This is a genomic window from Streptomyces griseus (assembly GCF_900460065.1).
Taxonomy (GTDB): domain Bacteria; phylum Actinomycetota; class Actinomycetes; order Streptomycetales; family Streptomycetaceae; genus Streptomyces; species Streptomyces griseus.
In genome coordinates this window covers 35,386-60,462 of sequence record NZ_UAVD01000047.1, presented here as the reverse complement: position 1 = coordinate 60,462, position 25,077 = coordinate 35,386, and the positions used below count along the sequence as shown (strand labels likewise).

The 25,077-nt window shown below is 73.2% G+C and carries 22 protein-coding genes and 1 riboswitch; of the genes, 10 read left to right on the top strand and 12 right to left on the bottom strand.

Translation table 11 applies throughout. The features are described 5' to 3' along the window. Nucleotides 1–37: 37 nt before the first annotated feature. On the bottom strand, nt 38–1,501 hold the full coding sequence (locus DTB53_RS31245) for an MFS transporter (protein ID WP_003967336.1): 1,464 nt from the start codon (nt 1,499–1,501) through the stop codon (nt 38–40). A 419-nt stretch (nt 1,502–1,920) separates the two neighbouring features. Here DTB53_RS31245 and DTB53_RS31240 point away from each other — a divergent pair, with 419 nt between their 5' ends. The 3 genes from DTB53_RS31240 (at nt 1,921) to DTB53_RS31225 (ending at nt 4,158) form a co-directional block, all read left to right on the top strand. Next, nucleotides 1,921–2,607, top strand: coding sequence for a DUF4232 domain-containing protein (locus tag DTB53_RS31240; protein ID WP_042496509.1), 687 nt, complete (start codon nt 1,921–1,923; stop codon nt 2,605–2,607). Nucleotides 2,608–2,842: 235 nt separating this feature from the next. Next, on the top strand, nt 2,843–3,112 hold the full coding sequence (locus DTB53_RS31235) for a hypothetical protein (RefSeq protein WP_042496511.1): 270 nt from the start codon (nt 2,843–2,845) through the stop codon (nt 3,110–3,112). A 128-nt stretch (nt 3,113–3,240) separates the two neighbouring features. Further along, entirely contained in the window at nt 3,241–4,158 is a 918-nt protein-coding gene (locus DTB53_RS31225; protein ID WP_012379736.1) for an NAD(P)-dependent oxidoreductase, read from the top strand. A gap of 45 nt (nt 4,159–4,203) precedes the next feature. Here DTB53_RS31225 and DTB53_RS31220 read toward each other — a convergent pair whose 3' ends face one another. The 8 genes from DTB53_RS31220 to thrC form a co-directional block, all read right to left on the bottom strand. Further along, nucleotides 4,204–5,469 carry a mannosyltransferase family protein gene (locus DTB53_RS31220; RefSeq protein ID WP_012379737.1) on the bottom strand — a complete coding sequence of 422 codons (1,266 nt, stop codon included), beginning with the start codon at nt 5,467–5,469 and terminating at the stop codon, nt 4,204–4,206. Between the two features lie 117 nt (nt 5,470–5,586). Further along, nucleotides 5,587–6,096: a hypothetical protein gene (locus tag DTB53_RS31215; RefSeq protein ID WP_075025227.1), complete on the bottom strand. Its 510-nt coding sequence runs from the start codon at nt 6,094–6,096 to the stop codon at nt 5,587–5,589. Continuing rightward, nucleotides 6,089–6,589: a SigE family RNA polymerase sigma factor gene (locus DTB53_RS31210; protein WP_030704621.1), complete on the bottom strand. Its 501-nt coding sequence runs from the start codon at nt 6,587–6,589 to the stop codon at nt 6,089–6,091. The genes DTB53_RS31215 and DTB53_RS31210 overlap by 8 nt, the downstream gene beginning before the upstream one ends. A gap of 164 nt (nt 6,590–6,753) precedes the next feature. Continuing rightward, nucleotides 6,754–8,661, bottom strand: coding sequence for an ABC transporter ATP-binding protein (locus DTB53_RS31205; RefSeq protein ID WP_012379740.1), 1,908 nt, complete (start codon nt 8,659–8,661; stop codon nt 6,754–6,756). A 305-nt stretch (nt 8,662–8,966) separates the two neighbouring features. Further along, nucleotides 8,967–10,589 carry a chaperonin GroEL gene (gene groL, locus DTB53_RS31195; protein ID WP_003967345.1) on the bottom strand — a complete coding sequence of 541 codons (1,623 nt, stop codon included), beginning with the start codon at nt 10,587–10,589 and terminating at the stop codon, nt 8,967–8,969. Nucleotides 10,590–10,955: 366 nt separating this feature from the next. Then, nucleotides 10,956–11,162: a cold-shock protein gene (locus DTB53_RS31190; protein ID WP_003967346.1), complete on the bottom strand. Its 207-nt coding sequence runs from the start codon at nt 11,160–11,162 to the stop codon at nt 10,956–10,958. Between the two features lie 442 nt (nt 11,163–11,604). After that, entirely contained in the window at nt 11,605–11,883 is a 279-nt protein-coding gene (locus DTB53_RS31185) for a MoaD/ThiS family protein (RefSeq protein ID WP_003967347.1), read from the bottom strand. A gap of 35 nt (nt 11,884–11,918) precedes the next feature. Next, entirely contained in the window at nt 11,919–13,220 is a 1,302-nt protein-coding gene (thrC, locus tag DTB53_RS31180; RefSeq protein WP_012379741.1) for a threonine synthase, read from the bottom strand. A 19-nt stretch (nt 13,221–13,239) separates the two neighbouring features. Beyond that, a riboswitch (SAM riboswitch) is annotated at nt 13,240–13,367 on the bottom strand. 154 nt (nt 13,368–13,521) lie between these two features. Between thrC and DTB53_RS31175 the strand changes: the two genes are divergently transcribed. Both DTB53_RS31175 and DTB53_RS31170 read left to right on the top strand, forming a co-directional pair. Beyond that, nucleotides 13,522–14,472 carry a glucosyl-3-phosphoglycerate synthase gene (locus DTB53_RS31175; RefSeq protein ID WP_003967349.1) on the top strand — a complete coding sequence of 317 codons (951 nt, stop codon included), beginning with the start codon at nt 13,522–13,524 and terminating at the stop codon, nt 14,470–14,472. Between the two features lie 47 nt (nt 14,473–14,519). After that, on the top strand, nt 14,520–15,932 hold the full coding sequence (locus DTB53_RS31170) for an alpha,alpha-trehalose-phosphate synthase (UDP-forming) (protein ID WP_012379742.1): 1,413 nt from the start codon (nt 14,520–14,522) through the stop codon (nt 15,930–15,932). 28 nt (nt 15,933–15,960) lie between these two features. On the opposite strand, the gene otsB is transcribed toward DTB53_RS31170, so the two are convergent. The 3 genes from otsB to DTB53_RS31155 all read right to left on the bottom strand — a co-directional run bounded on the left by otsB (nt 15,961) and on the right by DTB53_RS31155 (nt 20,278). Beyond that, a complete protein-coding gene (otsB, locus tag DTB53_RS31165; RefSeq protein ID WP_003967351.1) occupies nt 15,961–16,812 on the bottom strand; it encodes a trehalose-phosphatase in 852 nt (283 codons plus the stop codon). Nucleotides 16,813–16,967: 155 nt separating this feature from the next. Then, nucleotides 16,968–19,481 carry an FtsX-like permease family protein gene (locus tag DTB53_RS31160; RefSeq protein ID WP_012379743.1) on the bottom strand — a complete coding sequence of 838 codons (2,514 nt, stop codon included), beginning with the start codon at nt 19,479–19,481 and terminating at the stop codon, nt 16,968–16,970. Next, a complete protein-coding gene (locus DTB53_RS31155) occupies nt 19,475–20,278 on the bottom strand; it encodes an ABC transporter ATP-binding protein (RefSeq protein ID WP_003967353.1) in 804 nt (267 codons plus the stop codon). The genes DTB53_RS31160 and DTB53_RS31155 overlap by 7 nt, the downstream gene beginning before the upstream one ends. A gap of 134 nt (nt 20,279–20,412) precedes the next feature. Between DTB53_RS31155 and DTB53_RS31150 the strand changes: the two genes are divergently transcribed. From DTB53_RS31150 to DTB53_RS31130, 5 genes are all read left to right on the top strand, one after another. Beyond that, nucleotides 20,413–21,927 (top strand): sensor histidine kinase, encoded by a 1,515-nt coding sequence (locus tag DTB53_RS31150; RefSeq protein ID WP_172595313.1) that lies wholly within the window; start codon nt 20,413–20,415, stop codon nt 21,925–21,927. After that, complete coding sequence (locus DTB53_RS31145; RefSeq protein ID WP_012379746.1) at nt 21,927–22,571, top strand: response regulator transcription factor; 645 nt, start codon at nt 21,927–21,929, stop codon at nt 22,569–22,571. Before DTB53_RS31150 ends, DTB53_RS31145 begins: the two co-directional genes overlap by 1 nt. 142 nt (nt 22,572–22,713) lie before the next feature. Next, the gene (locus tag DTB53_RS31140; protein WP_042496520.1) at nt 22,714–23,658 is read left to right on the top strand and encodes an ABC transporter ATP-binding protein; all 945 of its coding nucleotides are present in this window, start codon (nt 22,714–22,716) and stop codon (nt 23,656–23,658) included. Beyond that, entirely contained in the window at nt 23,655–24,626 is a 972-nt protein-coding gene (locus tag DTB53_RS31135) for an ABC transporter permease (protein ID WP_012379748.1), read from the top strand. The genes DTB53_RS31140 and DTB53_RS31135 overlap by 4 nt, the downstream gene beginning before the upstream one ends. A gap of 45 nt (nt 24,627–24,671) precedes the next feature. Continuing rightward, the gene (locus DTB53_RS31130) at nt 24,672–25,076 is read left to right on the top strand and encodes a GntR family transcriptional regulator (protein ID WP_003967358.1); all 405 of its coding nucleotides are present in this window, start codon (nt 24,672–24,674) and stop codon (nt 25,074–25,076) included. Nucleotide 25,077 lies beyond the last annotated feature (1 nt).

Below are 25,077 nucleotides of genomic sequence, written 5' to 3'. Positions count from 1 at the left end.
AGAGGTGACGGTGACGTGACGGTGTCCTCGACGGCGATCAGCCGACGTGGGCCGGCACCTCGGCGACACGGTCCGGAGTGACCGCGGGGCGGGGGCCCCGGAGCATGGTCGCGGCGACGATCGCGGCGACCACCAGGGTGACGGCGGTGGCGAGGAACACCGCGGAGTAGCCCTCGGTGAGGGCGGCCCCCCGGCCGGAGCCGGCCGCACCCGACCGTTCGACGGCGCCGAGGTAGATCGTGGTGAACACCGAGAGGCCCACACATCCGCCGATCTGCATGGCGGAGTTGACCAGCGCCGAGGCAGCGCCGGCGTCGTGCCGGGCGACGCCGACGAGGGCGACGTTCTGCACCGGGATGATCACGAAGGCGATGCCGACGCCCACGACCACGAGAGGGCCGAAGACCTCCGTCCAGTAGCTCCCGTCGGGGGTGACGAACGTCAGCCACACCATCCCGGCCGCGGCGATCAACGGCCCAGCGGTCATCAGGACCCGGGGTCCCCGGGCGGGCAGCAGTCTGGCGGCCACGGGGGCGGTGATCATCGTCGCGAAGGTCATCGCCAGACTCGCGAGTCCGGCGAGCAGCGGGGAGAGCCCGAGCACGATCTGCAGGTGGAACATCAGGTAGAGGGTCATCCCGATGTAGACGGCGCCGATGGCGGCCTGGATGAGGAACGCCCCCGCGCGAGCGCGGTCACGCACGATCCGCAGCGGCAGCAACGGCTGGGCGACGCGGGTCTCGACCCACCCGAACACCGCCAGCAGCACCAGACCCCCGGCGAGGAAGCCGACGGTGTCCGGCTCGGTCCACCCGGACTCGGCCAGGGTGAACCCGTAGACCAGGGCCGCCAGACCGAGGGTGACGGCCAGGGCGCCCGGGATGTCGTACCGGTTGTCGCCCTCGACCCGGCTCTCGGAGACGAACAGCAGCGCGCCGATCAGGCCGACGACGGCGAAGACGATGTTGACCAGCAGGCACCACCGCCAGTCGGCGTACTCGGTCAGGACGCCGCCCAGCGCGAGGCCCACCGCGGCACCGGTGCCGGCGACGGTGCCGAAGACCGCGAACGCCGTTCCGCGCTCGCGCCCGGCCGGAAACGTGACCGTCAGCAGCGCGAGCGCCGCAGGGGCCAGCAGCGCGGCGAAGGCGCCCTGGAAACCGCGCGCCACGATCAGCTCGGTCCCGCTCTGCGCGAGACCGCCCCACACGGAGGCGGCGCCGAACCCGAGCATCCCGAGCAGGTAGCCGCGCTTGCGCCCCCAGTAGTCGGCGACGCGTCCGCCGAGCAGCAGCAGCGCGCCGAACGCCAGGACGTACGCGGTGATGACCCACTGCCGCTCGGTGTCGCTCAGCTCCAGTTCCAGCTGGGCCTGGGGCAGGGCCACATTGACGATGGTGGCGTCGAGCACGACCACCAGTTGCGTCAGGGCGATCACCGCGAGCGCCCACCACCGTCGGGGATCGGGAGCGGTGGGCGGGGACGGCAGGGGGACAGACACGAAAGAAACCTCCGGGGTTCTGTCTGACGAGCGCCGGAGGTTTCAAGCCTCGGACCAGACACCGGACGCCGGGGTCTGACCACCTCGGCCACGGGGCCGAGCCCGACCATCGTAACCACGGGCCGGGGCCGGGTCCGCGCCCCGGAGGGCCGTGATCCCGCTCACAGGACGGGAGGTCCGCTCGCCGCCCGCACGCCGTCCACGTCGGAGAAACGGCGACCGGGGTACGTGGCTTTCGCCTCCGGCGGGCGAACAGGCCCACGTGAAGCACGACGTGACGCACATCCAACCCCCTTCGAAGGAACCGATTCGCTGAGACAGAACCTGGACATGCGGAGGATCATTTCGAGAACGAGCCGGCCCTAACGTCGTGGTTGTCAGCAGGCAGCACCGCAATCGACAACCCGCTGGAGACCATGATGCGCTCGCGTTCCGCCACCCGTTCCACCCGTCTCTTCCTGGCCGCCGCGGCCGTGACAGCGCTCGCCGCCACCACCGCCTGCGGGCCCGAGGACCCCGCGGAGAACGGCGCGGCCACGCCCACCGCCTCCTCCTCCTCCTCCGCCGACGGCGCGAAGGGCGAGGCGCCCGCCGGGGAGAACGCCACCGACGGTGGGGGCACGGCGGCGAGCGGCTCCAAGTCCAACGGCGGCACGGGCGGCGAGAGCGCGTCCGGCACCGGAGACAAGAGCGGCTACGGACAGTCCTGCGGCACCAACGACCTCGACTTCACCGTGACGTGGGAAGCCCAGCCGATCAGCCACTACCTGATCACCGCCAAGGCCAAGTCCGGCATCACCTGCTACCTGGACGTCAACACCCCCAGCGTCTCCTTCGGCTCCGGAGCCGACGGTGTCGCCTCGCCCGTCGGCCAGGGCGGCGAGGACCCGATCAAGCTCTCCGGCTCCTCCGTCGCGTACGCCGGCGTCAACGTCAAGACCACGCAGGGCGAGGGCGGCAAGCAGTTCGAGCACGTCATCATCGCCACCACGGAGGAGGACCCGAACCCGGCCCAGGTCGAGCTGCCCGACGCGCCCACCGTCGACAAGCCGATCGTCACCAACTGGTCCACGGAGCGCGGCGAGACGATCCCGCGCGTCATCTGACCCCCGCCCGGGGGGGGGACCGTGCGGGGTCGCAGCCGACGCCGCTGACCGGACGCCCGACGTCGAACGCGGGACCGGAGTCGAACCGGCTCCACGGAACGGGGTGAACACCTGTCCCCCGACGGAACGCCTGCCCCACACGCCTCACCCGATCAGGCTAAATAGCCTACTTGACACCGGGGTTGACCGGTCGGCCACTGGTAGGTTGACCCACTCGGGAGGGGAGGGCGGCGGCATGGGCAGACCCTGGGAGGCCGATCCTGACACCGGCTTCAGCAGGCGCCTCGGCAAGTCGGCCCTGGAGCTGCGCGCCACCAGCACCGGACCGGAGTGCCCGGACATCTGGGAGCTGGAGAACGGCGACATCGCCGTGATCGGACGCGACCTCACCGACTCCCTGGGGACACGCCTGCCGGACGGGGTCTCCGTCGGCACGGACGAGCGTCTCGTGGTCATCCCCCGCAGAATGCTCATCGCGGCGAAGGCGGACATCCCCGATGTTTGAGTGCTTCCGCGGCGGTGCCGGTGACGTCACGACAGGTCACTGCGGTCACGGCAGGCTTTCGAGGTGTTCCAGGTGCTCCTCGCCCCACTCGCCGAGCGGCGTGAGTGCGGTGGCGAGAGGAGCGGAAGATGTCCACGCGGCCACAGCAGAAGCCACTCCCGGACCAGGTCCTGACCCCGGTGACCGTCATCGGTCTGGGCGCGATGGGGAGCGCCCTGGCGGCGGCCTTCATGGCGGCGGGGCACCCGACCACGGTGTGGAACAGAACCGCTGCGCGGGCGGTGCCGCTCGTCGCCGGGGGCGCCGCCCATCCGGCGGCGGTGGCGGAGGCCGTCGCGGCGAGTCCGCTGGTGGTCACCTGTCCGACGACGTTCGAGGACACCGTCGAGGCCCTGGGGCCGGCGGCCGGCGCACTGAGGGGCCGGGACCTCGTGACCCTCGACAGCGGGTCCCCCGAGGGTGCCCGCCGTGCGGCACAGTGGGTGCGCGGGCACGGCGCGCGCTTCCTCGGCGGTGCGGTCAAGAACGTGCCGCCGGCGGTGGGCGCCGAGGAGACGCTCCTCTACTACAGCGGCGACGCCGAGGTCTTCGGCACGCACGAGCCGGTCCTGCGGGTGCTGGGCGGGGACACCGTGTATCTCGGCGCCGACCCGGACCTCGCCGCCCTCTACGAAATAGCGGTGGGCGGCACGTTGTTACCCGCGCTCGTCGGCTTCTTCCAGGGCGCGGCGGCGTTGCGGGCACGTGGCCTGGAGGCGGCCTCGATGGTGCGGTTCAGCGAGCGGTGGCTGGAGATGATCGCTTCGGTGCTGCCCGTGCTGGCCCGGGAGATCGACAGCGGCGACTACAGCGAGCCGCTGTCGTCGGTGAACGTCTTCGTGGCCGGGGCCGCGCACGACGCGGAGCTCGGGAGGGAGGCGGGCCTCGACGTGGGGTGGCACGAGCCGTTCCACGAGCTGCTGGACCGGGCGGTGGAGGCCGGTTACGGGACGCAGAGCATCGCCACGCTGACGGAGATCCTCAGGGAGCCCCGGCCCGCCGCCTGAGGGCTGTCCCGCCGAAGTTCGTCGCCGGCGCGCCGCGGGGCGTGCTCATCCCGCCCACCGCCCCGTCAGGAACGTCAGCGCGACGAGCGTCGTCACCGGCGCGGCCACGCTCAGATACGCCGCCCTGAACCACGGCCGCCGCAGGCTCAGCGCGGCCAGCCCGATCCACAGGGGCCACCAGAGCAGCGTCGCGCGCGGGATCGACGTGTACCAGTACGAGGTGCCCAGGGCCCAGAGGCTGAGGGCCACGTACAGCGCCTCGGGCCTGCGACGGCGGTGCAGCAGTACGGCCACCAGGGCGAGCCCCACCAGCATCGCCACGAGTTCCGCCTGGAACATGAGGGCGTACCCGGTCGTCTGCGTGTGGCCGAACGCCCCCTTCCAGGTGTTCGCCCACGCCTCCCACGGGGTGTGGAACGTCCGGTACCACCCCCGTTCCTGCGCGTGCTTCCAGGCCATCCAGTCGCCGGTGCAGGCGTGCAGGTACCAGCTGTACGCGGCCGGGGGCAGCGCCGGGAGCAGCGTCCAGCCGGCGGCCCGCCGGTCCCGCTTCTCCCGGGCGCTCAGCACGAAGAACAGGGCGATGGCGGCGGCGAGGAACAGGCCGCTGACGCGCACCGTCGTCGCCAGCGCCGTCAGCACGCCGGCCCACGCCCAGCGGTGCCGCAGGGCGGCGAGCCAGGCGGGCAGGGCGAACGCCAGGAACAACGCCTCCGTGTAGCCGGCGGCCAGGAACACCGCGCAGGGCGAGAGCAGGAAGAAGACGGCGGTACGGCGGCCCGCCGTGTCCTCCGGCAGATACGCCCGCGCGATACGGGCCAGGGCCAGAACGGCCACCGCCCCCGCGAGGAACGAGATCAGCAGCCCGGCCGCCGTCCAGTCCGGCACCACCGTGTGGACGGCCCGGAGCAGGAAGGGGTAGCCCGGGAAGAACGCCTCCCGGTTGTCCCAGCCGCTCGTCCACGGACCCGTGCCCGCGGGGAAGTAGCCGTCCCGCGCTATGTGGAGGTAGTGGTTCGCGTCCCACCGCTGGAACGGCGCGAGTACGGGCGCCGCCTCCCGTGCGCCGGGGCGGGCCGGGAACAGCCAGCGGGCGAAGTGGGCCGTGATCCACAGGGATATCCGGGTCAGGAGGTAGAGCCACAGCACGGCCCGGTCGTCGGGCGTCAGGCGGGCCGCCGCCCGGCGGAGCCGCCCCGCCCGGGGCTCGGCCGGGCCGCCGGTCCGGTGCCCGGGGCGTGAGCAGGTCCGGGGCTCGGCCGGTCCGGGGCCGTCGGCGGGGGGCCGCAGGCCGGGGGAGAGCGTGGGCATCTGGGGCGCCTTTCGGGCGTGCCTCGCGGATGCGTCGAGGCGTACGGGACAGCCCGGTGAAGCCGCCGGGGAAGGGGAGGGGAGGGGAGCGGAAAGGGCGTGTTCTTCGGTGTGGTGTCAGGGCATCGATGTCGCCCCGCCGGTCGCCGTCGGCGGAGGATACGTCGGCGGCGGCCTCGTCGTGCTCCCGGTCGTCCCCGTACTCGCCCCCGTCTCCGTCCGCGTGCTCGTCGTACGGGTCCCCGCGGGCGCTCCGCCCGGGCCGGTGGACCGGCCGTCCTCCGCCCCCGAGGTCTCCGTACCCCCCGGCGACGTGGAGCTCGGTGTGGGCGGCCGGGACGGCGACTGGGCGGGCAGCCGGTCCGACGGTACGGGCGACGGGTAGCTGGGCGACGGTCCCGTGGCCGGGGCGACCGGCTGCGGCCGGACCGGCAGCAGGCCCACCGCGACCGCGCCGCCCCCGCCGACGACCAGGCAGACCCCCACCGCGACCACGGCCATCCGGCGTCGCTGCGCGCGCATGCCGCGTCGCGTGATGCTCGACGCGTCGTCCGCGACGGAGCCGGTCCGCCCGAACTCACCGGCCTCCCGGAACAGGGACCGCAACGGGTCCCGCGGGTCAGACATCAGGGGCCTCCTCGATGCGGGGGTCCCGCAGACGGTGGGCGAGCGCCGCCCGTCCCCGGACCAGATGCGTCTTGATCGTGCTGCCGGAGAGCCCGGTCTCCCCGGCGATCTGCTCGACCGTGAGGTCGCACAGGTAGTGCAGGGTCAGCGTCCGCCGCTGTTGCGGAGGCAGTTCCCGGAGCGCGTCGACCAGCACCACATGGCCCGGGTCCGGCGGCTCCACGTGCCCGGGCCCACCGCTCCCCCGGTTCCAGGCGTCCGCCGAACGCCGCCGGAAACGCCAACGGCTCACCGCCAGCCGCCAGGCCACCGTCCGGATCCACGCTTCCGGGCCGCCGTCGCGGTCCAGCCGGCCGCGCCGGACCCACGCCTTGACGAACGCTTCCTGCACGACGTCCTGCGCCTCCTGGAGATCGCCGGTCATCACGTACAGCTGGCCTGTGAGACGCGCGACCGCCTGGGCGTAGAACTCTTCGAACTCCTCGACGGTCAACAGTCGCTCCCGGGTCTTTCGCTTCACCGGGTATACGCCCGCCGCAGGTCATCCGGTCGACACTACCCAGGAGGAAATCGGGGTGACGGTCGTCACAGCACCGCGCCGTCGCCCGGCATCACCCCGGACGCCGAGGAGCCCGGGCCGCTACGCCCGCCGGACCCTCACCGCGTGTCCGCCGCCAACTGCGTCGTCGCCAGCTCCCGGTAGAGGTCGTCCCCCTCGATCAGCTCCTCGTGCGTGCCCGCCGCGCGGACCCGGCCGTCCTCCAGGACCACGATGCGGTCCGCGTGCCGGACGGTGGAGAGACGGTGCGCGATGACCAGAACCGTCGTCTGCTCGGCCAGTTCGAGGATCAGGTCGCGCAGCGCCTGCTCGTTGACCGCGTCCAGCTGCGAGGTCACCTCGTCGAGCAGCAGCAGGCGCGGGCGGCGCAGCAGGGCCCGCGCGATGGCGATCCGCTGGCGTTCGCCGCCGGAGAGGGTGACCCCGCGGTGCCCGACCGCCGTGTCCAGGCCCTCCGGCAGCCGGTCGACCAGCGTGTCCAGGCGGGTGCGGGCCACCGCCGCCGCCAACGCCTTCTCCTGCGCGTCCGGGGCGGCGAAGACGAGGTTCTCCCGCAACGTCCCGGCCAGGACCGGCGCGTCCTGTTCCACATACGCCAAGGAGCCCCGCAGCTCGGCCAGCGGCCAGTCGCGGATGTCCCGGCCGTCCACGGTGATGGTGCCGGAGTCGTGGTCGTAGAAGCGTTCCAGCAGGCTGAACACCGTCGACTTGCCCGCCCCCGACGGGCCGACCAACGCGACGAGACCGCCGGCCGGGACGTCGAACGTCACCCCCTGGTGGGCGGGGCCCCGCTCGCCCCCGTACCCGAACGCCACGTCCCGGAACGTGACGCCGAACGGGGTCGCGGGGGTCTCCCGCCCTACGGCTCCGGGCGCGGCGGCGGGTTCGCCGGGCAGGGACTCCACCTCGTCGATCCTGCGCACCGCCGCGAGCCCGCTCTGGAGTCCCGTCCAGCCCTCGACCAGGCCGCCGATCGGGCCCATCAGGTAGAAGAGGTAGAGCAGGAACGCGATCAGCGACGAGATCTCCAGCGAGCCGGACGCGACCCGTGCGCCGCCGACGCCCAGCACCGCCAGGAACGCCAGCTGGATCGACATCGCCATCGTGACGTCGGAGACCGACGACCACCGCGCCACCGAGACGCCCCGGTCGTGCGCGTGCCGGGCGGCCGACGCGACGGCCGCCGTCTCCCGCTCCTCCGCCCCGCTCGCCTTGACCGTGCGGAACGCCTGGAGCACCCGGTCCAAGGCCGCGCCCATCGCGCCCACGGACTCCTGGGCGCGGAGCTGGGCCCGCTGGATGCGCGGCATCAGCAGGGAGGTGACCGCTCCGATGCCGACGATCACCACCAGCGTCACACCGAGCAGCGTGAGGTCCATGTACGCCATGAAGCCGATCGTCCCCAGCAGCATCAGCACGCTGTTGAACGACTCGACCAGGCCGCTGGAGAGGACCGTCCGCAGGAGGTTCGTGTCGCTGGTCACGCGTGACTGGAGGTCGCCCGGGGTCAGCCGGTCCACCGCCGGGACCTTCAACCGCATGATGCGGCCGACGAGTTGGTCGCGTGCGCGCAGGACGACGCCTTCTCCCGTACGGGACATGAGGTAGCGCCCGTACGCGGAGAGGACCGCTCCCAGCAGCACGAGCGCGGTCAGCGCGAGGAGCGGTCCCGCGGGCGAGCGGTCCGCGGCGAACGCGTCGACCGCGTGCTTCGCCGTCAACGGCATCGCGAGGCCCGCGACGGATCCGGCGAGCGAGAGCAGACCGGCGCGGACGAGCACGCCCCGGTGCGGACGGACCCGGGAGAGGAGGAGCCGGAGCGGGGACGGGCCCGCACCCGTGCCCCCGCCCGCCCTCGGCCCTTCTTCCGCGGCGTTCCCGGCGGGCTGTTCCGCTGCCGGCCGCTCCCCTGCGGGCCTTCCCTCGGGCTCCCGCGCCCGCGGCGCTGCGGTCCCCTCGGGCCCGCGGCCCCCGTCCGCCTCCGTCGTCCCCGCCACCGTGCTCACCCGGACCCCCTCCGTCTGCCGTCACCACCGTCAAGAGACGCAGATCCGCCGGTTCCGCCTGCTCGCCGGCCGTACGCCCCCCGTCCGCACCCAAGCATGCGGGGAGAACGGCGGGGCCGCCCGCACCCCCGCGCACCGTCGACGCGGGCCGCCGCCTCGTCCGTGCCGTCCGCGTACGGCTTTCGTCCCGGCGGCGGGAACGCCACAGGGGCGGCACCTCCGCGAAGGAGATACCGCCCCTGTGGGACGTACGACAAACTTCGATCGGCCGGAGGCTCCCGAGGGACCCGGGACTCCGCGGCGGATCAGAAGTCCATGTCACCGCCCGGCATGCCGCCCGGAGCGGCCGCGCCGGCCTTCTCGGGCTTGTCGGCGATGACGGCCTCGGTGGTGAGGAACAGCGCGGCGATGGACGCGGCGTTCTGCAGGGCGGAGCGCGTGACCTTCGCCGGGTCGAGAATGCCCTCGGCGATCATGTCGACGTACTCGCCGGTCGCGGCGTTGAGGCCGTGACCGATCGGCAGGTTGCGGACCTTCTCCACGACGACGCCGCCCTCGAGACCACCGTTGACGGCGATCTGCTTGAGCGGGGCCTCCAGCGCGAGCTTCACGGCGTTGGCGCCGGTCGCCTCGTCGCCCGTGAGGTCGAGCTTCTCGAAGACGGCCGAGGCCTGGAGCAGAGCCACGCCACCACCGGCGACGATGCCCTCCTCGACGGCGGCCTTGGCGTTGCGCACCGCGTCCTCGATGCGGTGCTTGCGCTCCTTGAGCTCCACCTCGGTGGCGGCGCCGGCCTTGATGACGGCCACGCCGCCGGCCAGCTTCGCCAGACGCTCCTGGAGCTTCTCGCGGTCGTAGTCCGAGTCGGAGTTCTCGATCTCGGCACGGATCTGGTTGACGCGACCCTGGACCTGGTCGCTGTCACCGGCGCCGTCGACGATCGTCGTCTCGTCCTTGGTGATGACGACCTTGCGGGCGCGGCCGAGCAGGTCCAGGCCGGCGTTCTCCAGCTTGAGACCGACCTCCTCGGAGATCACGGTGCCACCGGTGAGGATGGCGATGTCCGCGAGCATGGCCTTGCGGCGGTCGCCGAAGCCCGGGGCCTTGACGGCGACGGACTTGAACGTGCCCTTGATCTTGTTGACGACCAGGGTGGAGAGCGCCTCGCCCTCGACGTCCTCGGCGATGATCAGCAGGGGCTTGCCCGACTGCATGACCTTCTCCAGCAGCGGGATGAGGTCCTTGACGCTGCCGATCTTCGAGTTGACGATCAGGATGTACGGGTCGTCGAGCGACGCCTCCATACGCTCCATGTCGGTCGCGAAGTAGGCCGAGATGTAGCCCTTGTCGAAGCGCATACCCTCGGTGAGCTCCAGCTCCAGACCGAAGGTCTGGGACTCCTCGACGGTGATGACGCCTTCCTTGCCGACCTTGTCCATCGCCTCGGCGATCTTGGCGCCGATCTCGGTGTCGGCGGCGGAGATGGAGGCGGTCGAAGCGATCTGCTCCTTGGTCTCCACGTCCTTGGCCTGCTCCAGCAGAGCGGCGGAGACGGCCTCGACGGCCTTCTCGATGCCCCGCTTGAGGGCCATCGGGTTGGCGCCCGCGGCGACGTTGCGCAGACCCTCGCGGACGAGCGCCTGGGCGAGAACGGTGGCGGTGGTCGTACCGTCGCCGGCGACGTCGTCCGTCTTCTTGGCGACCTCCTTGACCAGCTCCGCACCGATCTTCTCGTACGGGTCCTCGAGCTCGATCTCCTTGGCGATGGAAACACCATCGTTGGTGATCGTGGGCGCGCCCCACTTCTTCTCGAGGACGACGTTACGGCCCTTGGGGCCGAGGGTGACCTTGACGGCGTCGGCGAGCTGGTTCATCCCGCGCTCGAGACCGCGCCGTGCCTCCTCGTCGAACGCGATGATCTTGGCCATGTGAAGTGGTCCTCCCGGACAGGGGTGGATTTCTCCGGACCGAGAGGCGCCCGCGACGGACGGCCTGCGTGCGTGGTGGTTCCTTGCCCCACCACACCTGCGGGCCTCACCGGCCCGGTCCACGTTTCTGTCACTCTCACCTGGAGAGTGCTAACGCCAATGATTAGCACTCGACCCCTGCGAGTGCAAGCGTCCCTCTCCGGATGTGGACAGCGGCGCGCGTCCGACGGGGGCGGCGGCGCGCGTCCGGACGGGGGGACGGTGCGCCCCCGGCAGGGCCCCCGGGACGCACGGAGGGCCCGGTCCCCTGATCCGGGGGCCGGGCCCTGCGTGCGTGAGTAGTGTCGTCGGACGACCGCGCCGAGCTCAGCCGACGGCGAGCTTGACCATGTCGGCCTGGGGCCCCTTCTGGCCCTGCGAGATCTCGAATTCAACTCGCTGACCCTCTTCGAGGGTGCGGTACCCGTCCATCTGGATCGCGCTGTAGTGGACGAAAACATCCGCACCACCGTCGACCGCGATGAAGCCGTATCCCTTCTCCGCGTTGAACCACTTGACGGTGCCCTGAGCCATGCCTAACTCCCCTATTACTGGCCCTTGCACGGGACCGCACTTCGCGGGCCCGGGTCGTAACTCACCCCCCGGCAGGAGGGGATGTGCGGCGCCGCAGCGCGTCGACCGCGGCCGAATGTATCCGCCCAACTGCCCTCTGCAACAGGTCAATCGGACGAGAATTCTGGGCACAGAAGAACACGCGAATATGCGGGTTTGCTGAGATTTACGGGCAAGTCGGGCCAGACAAAGGGCACTTATGCCCCAAGAGGTTCACGCACTTTGGCTGCTTCTTATCGGGGCCGGGCGCATTCTCATATGCGGGCGGCACGGGCAGCGGACGGGGCTTCCCCAACTGTACCGTGCTCAACCATACAGAATTGCCCCCTCCGCTTCTCTCGCGGAGGGGGCAACTGTGGTCACACAGAGGTGCGATGGGGCCGCCGTGGAGCGGCCCGGGCGGTCAGCAGCCGCCGGCGACCGCGGGGATGATCGAGACGCCCGCGCCGTCGGGCGTGGCCGCGTCGAGGCCGCCCTCGAAGCGCACGTCGTCGTCGTTGACGTACACGTTCACGAAGCGGCGCAGCTTGCCCTGGTCGTCCAGGACGCGGGCCGCGATGCCCGGGTGGTCCTTCTCCAGGGACTCGATGACCTCGGAGAGCTTGGCGCCCTCCGCCGGGACCTCGGCCTGGCCGCCCGTGTACGTACGGAGGATGGTGGGGATGCGGACCTTGACGCTCATGGTGGTGCCCTTCTTCCTTCGGTACGGGGTGGCCGTCAGGCGGTGCCGAGGCCCGCGGCGCGGAACGCCTCCAGGCTCGGCTTGATGGTCGCCGTGGCCTGCGAGGTCGCGGAGACCGCGTCGAGCGTCTTCAGGCCGTCGCCGGTGTTGACGACGACGGTGGTGAGCGTCGGGTCGATGACACCGGCCTCGATCAGCTTCTTCGTCACGCCGAGCGTCACGCCGCCCGCCGTCTCGCCGAAGATGCCCTCGGTGCGCGCCAGCAGCTTGATCGCGTCGACGACCTGCTCGTCGGTCACGTCCTCCACCGCGCCGCCGGTGCGGCGGGCGATGTCCAGGACGTAGGGGCCGTCGGCCGGGTTGCCGATGGCCAGCGACTTGGCGATGGTGTTCGGCTTCTGGGGCCGTACGACGTCGTGACCGGCCTTGAACGCGGCGGAGACCGGGGAGCAGCCCTCGGCCTGGGCGCCGAAGATCTTGTACGGCTTGTCCTCGACCAGGCCGAGCTTGATCAGCTCCTGGAGCCCCTTGTCGATCTTCGTGAGCTGGGAGCCGGACGCGATCGGGATGACGATCTGGTCGGGCAGCCGCCAGCCGAGCTGCTCGCAGATCTCGTACGCCAGCGTCTTGGAGCCCTCGCCGTAGTACGGGCGGAGGTTGACGTTGACGAAGCCCCAGCCCTCGCCCAGCGGGTCGCCGATGAGCTCGGAGCAGAAGCGGTTGACGTCGTCGTAGTTGCCCTCGATGCCGACCAGCTCACCGCCGTACACCGCGGCCATGACGACCTTGCCCTGTTCCAGGTCGTGCGGGATGAACACGCAGGAGCGCAGTCCGGCCCGGGCGGCGGCGGCGCCGACGGCCCCGGCCAGGTTGCCCGTGGAGGAGCAGGAGAGGGTGGTGAAGCCGAAGGCGCGGGCGGCCTCGACGGCGATGGCGACGACGCGGTCCTTGAAGGAGTGCGTCGGGTTGCCGGAGTCGTCCTTCACGTACAGGCCGCCGGTGACGCCCAGCTCGCGGGCGAGGTTGTCGGCCTTGACGAGCTTGGTGAAGCCGGGGTTGATGTTGGGCTTCTCCGCGACGTCCGCGGGCACCGGCAGGAGCGGGGCGTAGCGCCAGATGTTGTCCGGGCCGGCCTCGATGCGCTTGCGCAGCTCCTCGGGCGAGCCGGTGGGCAGGTCGTAGGCCACTTCGAGGGGCCCGAAACAGGACGCACAGGCGAAAAGGGGGCCGAGCTCGAAACGCTCGCCGCACTCGCGGCAGGAAAGCGCCGCGGCGGGGCCGAGGTCGACGGCCGGGGTGGACGAAGCGGTGCTGCCTGCAACGGTCTGAACAGCCATGATGGCGGAGGTCCCTTTCTCCTCATCTTCCCTGCGACGCATTTCGCCGCAAGACGGAATTGGCACCTTCCCCACCGTGACCTCGCGGTCGGCAGGAGGGTTGCCGGGACTTCAACGGGCCGTTCCCTCAGTCCCTCTGGATGAGCTCTTATGGCGCTGGATCTTCGATCCAGGCGTTTATGTGCGCTCCGACCCCGACATGCGACGGCCATACGCGTTGTTCAAGACTGTAACCGAAGCACCGGACCGTTGAGATAGTCGTCCGAACCGCGAGATGGATCACACACAGGGAGTGCCGACCGTGCTCGAAGAGGTGGAACGCTGGCTGACCAGGCGTTCCTGGTCGTCCGGCGACCGCCCGCTGAACCGGCTCGCCGACGCCCGGGACGCCGATCCGCGCAGCACGTCGGTGAGCGTGGTGCTGCCCGCGCTGAACGAGGAGGCCACGGTCGGCGCGATCGTGGCGGTGATCCGCCGGGAGCTGATGGAGAAGGTCCGGCTCGTCGACGAACTCGTGGTGATCGACTCCGGCTCCACCGACGCCACCGCCGCCGTGGCCAGGGCCGCGGGCGCCCGGGTGGTCCACCGGGACGCGATCCTGCCCCGGATCCCGGCCCTGCCCGGCAAGGGCGAGGTGCTGTGGCGGTCACTCCTGGTGACCAGCGGCGAGATCGTCTGCTTCATCGACGCCGACCTCAGGGACTTCTCCGCGGAGTTCGTCTCGGGCACGGTCGGACCGCTGCTCACCGACCCGTCCGTCCAGTTCGTCAAGGCGATGTACGACCGCCCGCTCGGCGACCGTGCAGGTCAGGGCGGCCGGGTCACCGAACTGGTGGCACGCCCGCTGCTCAATCTGCACTGGCCCCAGCTGGCCGGTTTCGTGCAGCCGCTGGGCGGCGAGTACGCGGTGCGGCGGTCCCTGCTGGAGCGGCTGCCGTTCCCGGTCGGTTACGGAGTGGAGCTGGGCCTGCTGGTGGACGCGCTGCACACGGTGGGCCTGGACGCCCTGGGCCAGGTCGACGTCGGGGTGCGCGTCCACCGCCACCAGGACGGGCAGGCGCTGGGCCGGATGGCGGCGGCGATCTACCGCACGGCGCAGCTGCGGCTCTCCCGGGGCCATCTGGTGCGGCCCGCGCTGACCCAGTTCGAGCGCGGCGAGGACGGCTTCGTGCCCCGCACCCACGCGGTGGACACGGAGGAGCGGCCACCGATGCGGGAGATCGCGGAGTACGCGGAGCGATGGGCCGCTTGACGCGTTGAGGCGTTTGGGGGCTTCCCGAACGGGCTAGGTTCCGCTACATGGTCTCCGAGCACGCCGAAACCGAATCCGGACCCGCGGCCGACTCCACCGCACAGGTCCTCGTCGCGTCCAACCGCGGCCCCGTCTCGTACACGCTCGACGAGGACGGGACGCTCGACGCCAAGCGCGGCGGCGGAGGTCTCGTCTCCGGGCTGAGCGCCGTCGACGACAAGCTGTGGGTCTGCGCGGCCCTCGGCGACGGGGACCGCGAGGCGGTGCGGCGCGGGGTCGGCGAGCCGGGCGTGCGGATGCTCGACATCGACGCCGAGGTGCACGCCGACGCGTACAACGGCATCGCGAACTCGGTGCTGTGGTTCGTCCACCACCTGCTCTACCAGACGCCCGTCGAGCCGGTCTTCGACGCGGAGTTCCGGCGGCAGTGGGCCTCCTACGAGACGTACAACCGGGCCTTCGCCGAGGCGCTCGCCGAGGAGGCGGGCCCCGGGGCGGCGGTCCTGGTGCAGGACTACCACCTGGCGCTGGTCCCCGGCATGCTCCGCGAACTGCGCCCGGACCTCAGGATCGGCCACTTCTCGCACACCCCGTGGGCGCCCGTCGACTACTTCCGGCTGCTGCCCGACGACATCGCCGAGCAGTTGCTGCGCGGCATCCTCGGCGCGGACCGGGCCGCGTTCCTGACCCGGCGCTGGGCGGACGCGTTCATCGGCTGCTGCACGGAGATCCTCGGCGGGACGGGCCGGACCAGGATCGGGGTGCACGGCCTGGGGGCCGACGCGGACTTCCTGCGCCGGCGCGCGCACGAGGCGGACGTGGACGAGCGGATGGCGGCGCTGCGCGAGCAGGTGGGCGAGGGCCGGAGGACGATCGTGCGGGTGGACCGCACCGAGCTGTCCAAGAACATCGTGCGCGGTCTGCACGCGTACCGCGCCCTGCTGGAGACCCGCCCCGAGTGGCGCGAGCGCGTCGTGCACATCGCCTTCGCCTACCCCTCCCGGCAGGACCTCGCGGTCTACCGGGACTACACGGCGGCCGTGCAGACCCTCGCCACGGAGATCAACGGGGAGTTCGGCACGGAGAGCTGGACGCCGGTGGTGCTCCACGTCAAGGACGACTTCGCCCGCTCGCTGGCCGCGTACCGGCTGGCGGACGTGGCCCTGGTCAACCCGATCCGGGACGGGATGAACCTGGTCGCCAAGGAGGTCCCCGTCGTCTCCGACCACGGCTGCGCGCTGGTGCTGTCGCGGGAGGCGGGAGCCCACGAGGAGCTGGGCGAGGACGCGATCGTGGTGAACCCGTACGACGTGACGGGCACGGCCGAGGCCCTGCACGAGGCGCTGACGATGAGCGGCGACGAGCGGTCCGGCCGGACGAAGCGGTTGGCCGAGGCGGCGACCGCGCTGCCGCCCCAGCGGTGGTTCCTGGACCAGTTGGAGGCGCTGCGGCAGGGGTGAACCGGTCCGGGCCCGGGCCGCTGCCGGCTCAGAGCCGCTCGGCCAACGCCGCCAGGAAGTCCACCACGGCGGCCGGTCCGGGCACCGACAGGTCGGCCCGCTCGGCCAGTTCGGGCACCTCGGTGCTGCCGCTGCACACCAGGAGGCCGGGGATGCCGTCCGGGCCCTCGCTGCGCAGCTTCTCCACCGCGGCGAACGCGGCGAGGTCCCCGAGGTCGTCGCCCGCGTAGATCACGGACTCGGCGTCCAGCTCGGCGACGAACCCGGCGAGCGCGACGCCCTTGTCCATGCCGGGCGGGCGCAACTCCAGGACCAGGCGGCCCGGTTCGACGATCAGTCCGTGCCGCGCCGCCAGCTCGCCGAGGGGTCCGCTCAGCGCGTCGAAGGCCGCCTGCGGGTCCTCGGCGCGCCGGGTGTGGACGGCGACGGCCTGCCCCTTCTCCTCGATCCAGGCACCGCGTCCGGAGTCGAACCCAGCCAGCACATCGGGGAGTTCGGCCCGGACGGCGGCCACTCCGGGGTGCGGGGCGGGGGCGTTCACGGTGCCGGTCACGGCGTCCCAGCGTTCGGCGCCGTAGTGCCCGAGGACGACGAGGTGCTCCAGCCCGGGGACGCCCGCGAAACCCCCGTGGCGCACCGCGACGTCCGCCGGGCGGCCGGTGATCACGGCGATGGCGGCCACCTTCGGCGCGAGCGCGGCGAGCGCGGCGACCGTGCCGGGGTGGGCGCGCGCCTGCTCGGGGTCCGGGACGATGTCGGCGAGCGTGCCGTCGAAGTCGAGGGCGACGACCGCGCGGTCGGGCCGGGCGAGAACGGCGTCGAGGCCCTCGCGGCCGGCCGGGGTGGTCGGGTGCGGCAGATGTGCGGAGTGGCTGCCCATGGGGCGAGCCTATGCCCTGGACGGGCTGATCACGAGCGTTGCGACCCGGCCGCCGGCCGCTCACCGGCGTCGCGGGTACGGCGACGGCTCCCCGCGGGCGCCGGTGAGCGGCCGACCGCGTCTGCGCACGGGTGCCGGTGAGCGGTCGGCGACGACTACTCACGGGCGCCCGCGAGTTCGACCGGGCGGGTCCGCAGGGCGAGCGAGGCCGGGAGGACGGCGGAGAGCGCGGCCAGGAGCGCGGCGGCGGCGACCACGAGGCCGAGCGTTCCCCACGGCACGACGATGCCGGAGGTGACGCCGAGCAGTGCCAGCGCGCCCCGCACCACCAGCAGGTTCACCGCCGCGACCCCGCCCCCGAGCACGGCGCCGACGCCGACCGCCACCACCGCCTCGGCCGCGACGAGCCGCAGGACCTGGGCGGTCGTGGCCCCGGCCAGGCGGAGCACGGCGAGATCGCGGCCCCGGTCGGAGGTGGCCATGACCAGGGTGTTGGCCAGGGCCGTCGCCGTACAGAGCAGCGCGATGCCGAGGATCATCCGGAGCCCGGTCCTGGTGGGGTCGTCCGGCCCCGGGCCGTTCGCGGCCAGCCACGCGGCCCGGGTCGTGACCCGCGTGTCGGTGGCGGCCCCGGCGGTGTGCAGCGCGGCGGCGACGGCCCGCGGGTCCGCGCCCTCGGCGACCTTGATGTCGATCCGGTCGACGCCCGCTCCCCCGGCGTTGCGCGGGGTGACGTAGACGCCGTTGTCGCCGGTGCCGGTGGCGAGGACGGCGGCGATCCGCAGGGAGGTCCTGCGCCCGTCGCCGAGCCAGACGGTGACCCGGTCGCCGACCCGGGTGGTCAGCCACTCCTCGTTGACGACGATCGCGTCGTCGTCCAGGTCGGCGAGCCGGCCGGCCGTGACGGGCAGGTCCGACACGGCGGCCAGCCGGGCGGGGTCGACCGCGCGGGCCTCGGAGGTGACGAGGGCCGTGTCCTCTTCGAGGACGGTGACGGCCGTGGACCGCGAGACGCTGACCACGGCTCCCTCGACGGACCGTGCCGCCGCCACGAAGGCGGGCGCCGGCGGGCGGCCCCGCGGTCCCGGCGTCACCACGAAGTCGGCGGTCGTGGCGGTGCGCGCCTCGGTGGCCCGGGCCTCCTCCAGGGTGGCGACGGTGCCCGTCAGGGTGGCGGCGAGGGCGACGGTGATGAGGACGGGCGCGGCCACGGCCGCTGTCCTGCGCACCCCGGTGGCGGTGTTCTCCCGGACGAGTACGCCGGTGGCGCCGGGCAGCCGGGCGGGCGGCCAGGTCAGCAGCCGGGCGACGGGGCGCACCAGGACGGGGGCCAGGAGGGCGCAGCCGACGATGAGGAGCATGGGCCGGGTGACGTAGGACTTGCGGCCCAGCAGGTCGCCGGGGTCGACGGCCAACGCCAGCGCGGGCAGGCCCACTCCGGCGAGCAGGACGAGGAGGGCGGTCGCCCATCGGCTCACCGGCATGACGCGGCTGTCGACGGCCGCCTCGCGCAGCGCCTCGGTCGGGGCGGTCCGCCCGGCCCGGTGGCAGGAGGCGAGGGCCGCCGCCGTGGCGACGGAGACCCCGGTCCAGAAGGCGGTGTGCAGCGGCCAGGAGGCGTCGCCGAGGGCGAACCCGGGCGGTGCGAGGCCCGCTCCGGCCATCCGGCCGACGAGCAGGGGCGCGGCCCGGGCCCCGAGCCACGCGCCCGCGGCCGAGGCGAGGACGCCGATGACGACCGCCTCGGCGCACACCGCACGGCGGAGTTGTCCGGGCGTCGCGCCGACCGTGCGCAGCAGCCCGAACTCCCGGCGCCGCGCGGCCACGGCGAAGGAGAACGTCGAGGCCACGACGGCGGCGGAGACGAACAGGGTGATGCCGGCGGCGGTGCCGAGCAGGGCGTTGACGGAGACCAGGGCCCGGGCGTCGCGGTCGGGGTCGGCGCGGCGGCGGTCGTGGCCGGTGAGGACGTCCATGCCGCTGTCCGGCCCGAGTGCCCGGCGTACGGCGGTGGCGTCGGCGTGCACCACGAGGGCGTCGATGGCCGGGGAGATCCGGGCGGCCTCGTCGCGGGTGAAGAAGACGGCGTCCTCGAAGCCCCGGCCGGCCACGGTGCCGACGACGGTCCGCAGGCCGTTCCCGGCCGGGGTGCGGACCCGGACACGGTCGCCGGTGCGGAGCCGGTCGCCGCCGGGCCCGGTGGTGACGACGACCTCGCCGGGGGCGGCGGGGGGCCGGCCCGAGGTGAGGCGGTACGGGGCCGCGGCGGCGACCGGCCACGGGTGACCGACCCGGGCGTCGGGGCCGGTGCGCGGCTCCTCGGCGTCGGGGCCGGTGCGGGGAGCCGTGACGTCCGCCGGGAACGTCCGGTCCTCCACCGTGCGGCCGAGGGCGGCCAGCCGGTCGGCGATCGGTGCGCGGACCGGTCCGGGGTGGCGGAGGGGCTTGCTCCGGGTCCCGGTCGGGGTGTCGACGCGGAGGTGGTCGGTGGCCCGCACGACGACGGGGGCGGCGGCGAACCGTTCGGGGCCCCGCTCCGGGGCGCCGAACGTCGCGGCGAGGGCGAGTCCGGTGGCCGCCATCAGGCCCACCCCCAGGGCCAGGGCGACGAACGAGCCGACGAAGGTGACCCAGCGCCGGCGCATCCCGCTCCGTACGTGCGTCAGCACGGGACCACCGCCGAGCCGGTGGAGCGCGTCGGGGCGGCCGGGGCGGCGTCGGCCGCCATGCGGGCGGCGACCCGCTCCGCCGTGGGCCCCTCCAACTCGTCCCGGATCCGGCCGTCGGCGAGGAAGACGACCCGGTCGGCGAAGGAGGCGGCGACCGGGTCGTGGGTCACCATGATCACGGTGCGCCCCTCGTCGGTCATCTCACGCAGCAGGCCGAGCACCACGCGGCCGGCGGTGGAGTCCAGGGCCCCGGTCGGTTCGTCGCCGAACAGCACCTCGGGGCCGGTCATCAGGGCGCGGGCGATCGCCACCCGCTGTTGCTGGCCGCCGGAGAGTTCGCCGGGCCGGTGGCCCGCCCGGCCGCGCAGGCCGACCCGGTCCAGGGCGTGGAGCACCTCGGCCCTGCGTGGCCGCCGGCCGGCCAGCCGCAGGGGCAGGGCCACGTTCTGCGCGGCGGTCAGGGAGGGCAGCAGGTTGAACGCCTGGAAGACGAAGCCGATCCGCTCCCGGCGCAGCCGGGTCAGCCGGGCCTCGCTCAGCCCGGTCAGATCGGTGTCGCCGAGCAGCACCCGGCCGCCGGTCGGCCGGTCCAGGCCTGCGGCGCAGTGCAGGAGCGTCGACTTGCCGGAACCGGAGGGCCCCATGACGGCGGTGAACGTGCCGCGGCGGATGGTCAGGCTGACGTCGTCGAGCGCCTTCACCGTGCCGCCGTCGCGGCCTTCGCGGCCGTGGGTACGGGTCACGGACCGGAGCCGAACGGCGCTCGGCCGGGCGGCACTTGCTGCTGCTGGATTCATGGGGTCGACTCAACCGGCCGGGCGCGCCCGGCACATCGCAGCGAGCGGGGGCTCCTGTGGTGGAGCCAGCTCCACCACAGGAGGGCAGAGAGCGGGGTGGCCCGCCCGGGGGACCGTCTCGTAGCGTGCCCGGCATGCTCTCCCCCAGCCCGCCGCCCGCGTCCCCGGAGCCCGGGTCGACCGCTTCCCAGGAGCCCGGGTCGCCCGCGTCTCCGGAGCCCGGGTCGGCCGCGTCCTTCGGGCCCCGGCCGGCCCCGCGCCGGGCCGCCCCCGGCGTCCGGGCCGCACCCGGGTCACGCCCGCGGGCCCTGGCCCGCCGGCTCCTGGCCGGGCGGCCGTGGCGGGCCGGGCTCTACCTCCTGACCAGCGTGCCCCTCGGCGTCGCGACGCTGGTGGCGCTGCTCCTGCTGGCGGTCGCGGGCAGCGCGCTGACCGTCCTCGTCATCGGCGTACCGCTGCTGCTGACGCTCGTCCTCGCCGGGATTCCGCTGGCGGCGCTGGAGCGGCGCAGGCTCCGGCTGATCGACCCGGCGCCGCTCCTCGATCCGCACCGCGAACCGCCCGGTCCGGGCCTGGCGTCCTGGCTGCGGACCCGGCTCCAGGAGCGGTGTACCTGGCGGGAGTTGGCGTACGCGCTGCTGTTCGCCTTCGTCCTGTGGCCGCTGGAGGCGCTGGCCGTGGGCAGCGTGCTGCTGGTGTGCGGCGGCCTGATCGGGACCCCGGCGATGATGGCGGCGGGCGGGGACGGGGAGGCGCGCGTCCTGAAGCTCTGGCTCGCCGACTCCTGGCCGGAGGCGTTCGGGGTGCTGCTGGCGGGGGTGGTGCTGTTGCCGTTGCTGACCTGGCCGCTGGGGGTGGTGGCCCGGGGCCGGGCGGTACTGACCCGGGCGCTCCTCTCGCCCCCGCACTCCGCGCTCGACTCCCGGATCGCGGAGCTGGACCGGTCGCGGACGCGGCTGGTGGACGCGTTCGAGGCGGAGCGCCGCCGTATCGAGCGCGACCTGCACGACGGGGCGCAGCAGCGGCTGGTGGCCCTGTCCATGACGCTGGGTCTCGCCCGGCTGGAGCGGCCCGCCGGACCGCTGGGCGGTCTGCTGGACCGGGCGCACGAGGAGGCGTCGGCCGCGCTGGTGGAGATCCGCGAGCTGATCCACGGGATCCACCCCCACATCCTCACCGACCGGGGCCTGACGGCCGCGGTCGAGGACCTGGCCGACCGCTCGCCGGTCCCGGTCGAGGTGCTCCTGGACGTACCGGGGCGGCTGCCCCGGGCCGTGGAGACCGCGGTCTACTTCGCGGTCAGCGAGGCGTTGGCCAATGTGGCGAAGCACAGCGGGGCCACCCGTGTGACGGTGACCGGCGGGCACGCGAGGGGGCGGCTGACGGTGGACGTCGAGGACGACGGACGCGGGGGCGCCCGCGTGGGCGGGACGGCCGCCGGGAACGGGAGCGGGCGAGCGGGCGGGGACCGCGGTGGGGGCCCCGACGGGAGCGGGCCGGGGGGCGGGGGCGTCGGCGGGACGGGCCTCCAGGGCGTCGCCGATCGCCTCTCGGTGCTGGGCGGGACCCTGCTACTGTCCAGTCCGCCCGGGGGGCCGACGGTGTTCGGGCTGGAGGTTCCCTGCCCGCCCGCGGATGGAAGGACCTGATGCTGCGCGTCGTACTGGCCGAGGACAGCGTGCTCCTGCGCGAGGGGCTGGTGGGCCTGCTGGAGCGCTTCGGGCACCGGGTCCTCGCCGCCGTGGGCACCGCCGATGAGCTGACGGCCGCCGCCCTGGAGCACCGCCCGGACATCGTGGTGACCGACGTCCGGATGCCGCCCGGCTTCTCGGACGAGGGCCTGCGGGCCGCGGTCGCGCTGCGCGAGAGGCTGCCGGGGCTGCCGGTGCTGGTGCTCAGCCAGTACGTCCAGCGCGCCTACGCCGAGGACCTGCTGGACGCCTCGGACGGTACGGGGGTGGGCTACCTGCTCAAGGAGCGCATCGGCCACGTCGAGGAGTTCGCCGACGCGCTGCGCCGGGTGTCCGAGGGCGCCACGGTGGTGGACCCCGAGGTCGTACGGCAGCTGATCCGGCGCCGCCGCGACCCGCTCGCGCGGCTCACGGCCCGTGAGGTGGAGGTGCTCGCGCTGATGGCGGAGGGGCGGTCCAACGCGTCCGTCGCCGAGGCCCTGCACGTCGGCGAGGGCACGGTCAGCAAGCACTTCGGTTCGATCCTCGTCAAGCTCGGCCTCGACGTCTCGGACGCCACCAACCGCCGGGTGCTCGCGGTCCTGGCGTTCCTGCGCGGCTGAGCCTCCCTCCCTCCTTCTCTTCTCTCCTCACCCTTCCTCCCCCCTCCCCCCTCCCCCCTCCCCGCGGGCCGACGGGCTTGACAGCCATTCCCCCATGACTCCATGATTCCATTAATTGACTAATGGAATTGAGGTGAGGCGCGTGGCGGACACGGGCACTCCGAACGCGACGTCCGGCAGCTGGGCGCTGGAAGCCCGCGGCCTGGGCAAGCGCTACCGGCGCGGCTGGGCGCTGCGCGACTGCTCCTTCCGGATCCCGGCCGGCCGCATCTGCGGTCTGGTCGGCCCGAACGGCGCGGGCAAGAGCACCCTGCTCGGGCTGGCGACCCGGCAGGTGCAGCCGACCACCGGCGAACTGCGGATCTTCGGCGTACCGGTCGACGACCCCGCCGTGATGCCTGCCTTCGCCTTCCTCGGCCAGGAGAAGCCGCTGTTCAAGCGGTTCACCGTGGCCGACACCCTGCGCATGGGCGCCGAGCTGAACCCCGCCTGGGACGCCGCCGCGGCGACGCGGATCGTCCGCTCGGGCAACGTCCCGCTGCACGCCAGGGTCGGCACGCTCTCCGGCGGCCAGCGCACCCGCGTGGCCTTCGCGCTCGCCTTCGGCAAGCGGCCGGAGCTGCTGCTCCTGGACGAGCCGATGTCCGACCTCGACCCGCTGGCCCGCGACGAGATGAGCACCCTGCTGATGGCGGAGGCCGTCGAGCGGGGCACCACGGTGGTGATGTCCTCGCACATGCTGACCGAGCTGGAGGACATGTGCGACTACCTGCTGGTCGTCTCCGAGGGCCGGATCCGGATGGCCGGTGACGCCGACGCGCTGGTCCCGGCCCACGCGCTGGTCACCGGGGTGGCCCGGGACGGCTCGCTGCCGCCCGAGCTGGCCGACCACACCGTCGTCGAAACCCGCCTCCAGGGGCGGCAGTTCCAGGCGATGATCCGGCCGAGGGCCCCGCTCCCGGACGACTGGGAGAGCGCCGAGCCCTCCCTGGAGGAAGTCCTCCTCGCCCATCTCCGCTCCCCGGACGCGCCCTCGCTCTACACCCAGGGCGCCCGCGTCGAGGCCGAAGGGACCCAGGCCGCATGAGCACCGCCCTCACCGAGAAGCCCGCCGCGACCGACTCCGGGCGCCGCCTGCTGCGCGGAATGCCGTGGCTCGTCGTCCGCCAGCACCGGACCGCGCTGGTCTGCGTCCTCGGCCTCACCCTGCTGGCCGCGCTCTGGATCGTGTACGAACGGGCCGAGCTGGTCCAGCTGCTCGACGCGAAGGGCTGGCCCGAGAAGGACGCCGGCCAGCCGCTGGACGACAGCCGCGGCTACCGGTACATCACCTCGATCCTCGGCGGCCTCCCCCTGATCCTCGCCGTCTTCATCGGCGCCCCGCTGATCGCGGGCGACCAGGAGAACGGCACCGCGCAGCTCGTCACCACCCAGTCGGCGACCCGCCGCCAGTGGCTGATCGCCAAGCTGGGCCTGGCCTACACCCTCGCGCTGGTCTCCGGAGTCGTCCTCTCGGCCCTGTTCACCTGGTGGTGGAAGCCGTACCGCTCGGTCTTCCTCAGCGACTGGATCGACGGCGTCATCTTCGACAACACCGGCCCCGTCCTGCCCGCGTTCCTCCTCTTCCTCACCGCAGCGGGCATCACCATCGGCACCCTGATCCGCCGGGTGCTCCCGGCGATGGTCGTCACGTTCCTCTTCACCGTGATCACCACCTTCGTCTGGGACGAGCTGCGCGTACGCCTCGGCGAGACGCGGATGTTCACGTACCCGATGGACACCGAACTCCCGGCCCGCTACGCCGAGGCGTACGAGGTGGACCGCTGGGTCGGCAGCGCCGACGGGACCCTGTACGGCTGGGGCACCTGCGCCGAGGCGACCGAGAAGGCGCAGAACGCGTGCATCGAGAAGCACGGCATCGTCAACGACGTGATCGAGTACCTCGACTACAGCCAGATGGCGCCGATGCAGTGGACCGCCGCGGGCATCCTGCTCGCCGGAACCGTCCTGCTCACGGCGTTCACCCTGTGGCGGGCCACCCGCCGCCCGCTGTGAGCGCCCCGCTCTCCCCCCACGTAAAATGTCGCAGTCGAGCGGAAGGTGAAGACGGTGGTCGTGTTCCGCATCGACCGGCGCAGTGGAGTGGCCACCTACCTCCAGATCGTCCGGCAGGTCGAGCAGGCGCTGCGCATGGGCGCGCTGGAGGAGGGTGACCGGCTGCCCACCGCCGCCCAGGTCGCCTCGACCACCAAGGTCAACCCGAACACCACCCTGAAGGCCTACCGCGAACTGGAACGCATGGGCCTCGCCGAGGTGCGCCAGGGAGCGGGCACCTTCATCACCCGCTCCCTCGCCCAGCCCCAGACGGGCCCCGGCTCACCGCTGCGCTCCGCGCTCGCGGAATGGCTGGACCGGGCCCGCGCCGAGGGCCTCACCGGGCAGGACGTCACGGCCCTGTTCCACGCGGCGTTCGAGAGCGCGTACCCGGGCGAGAACCCGGACTGAC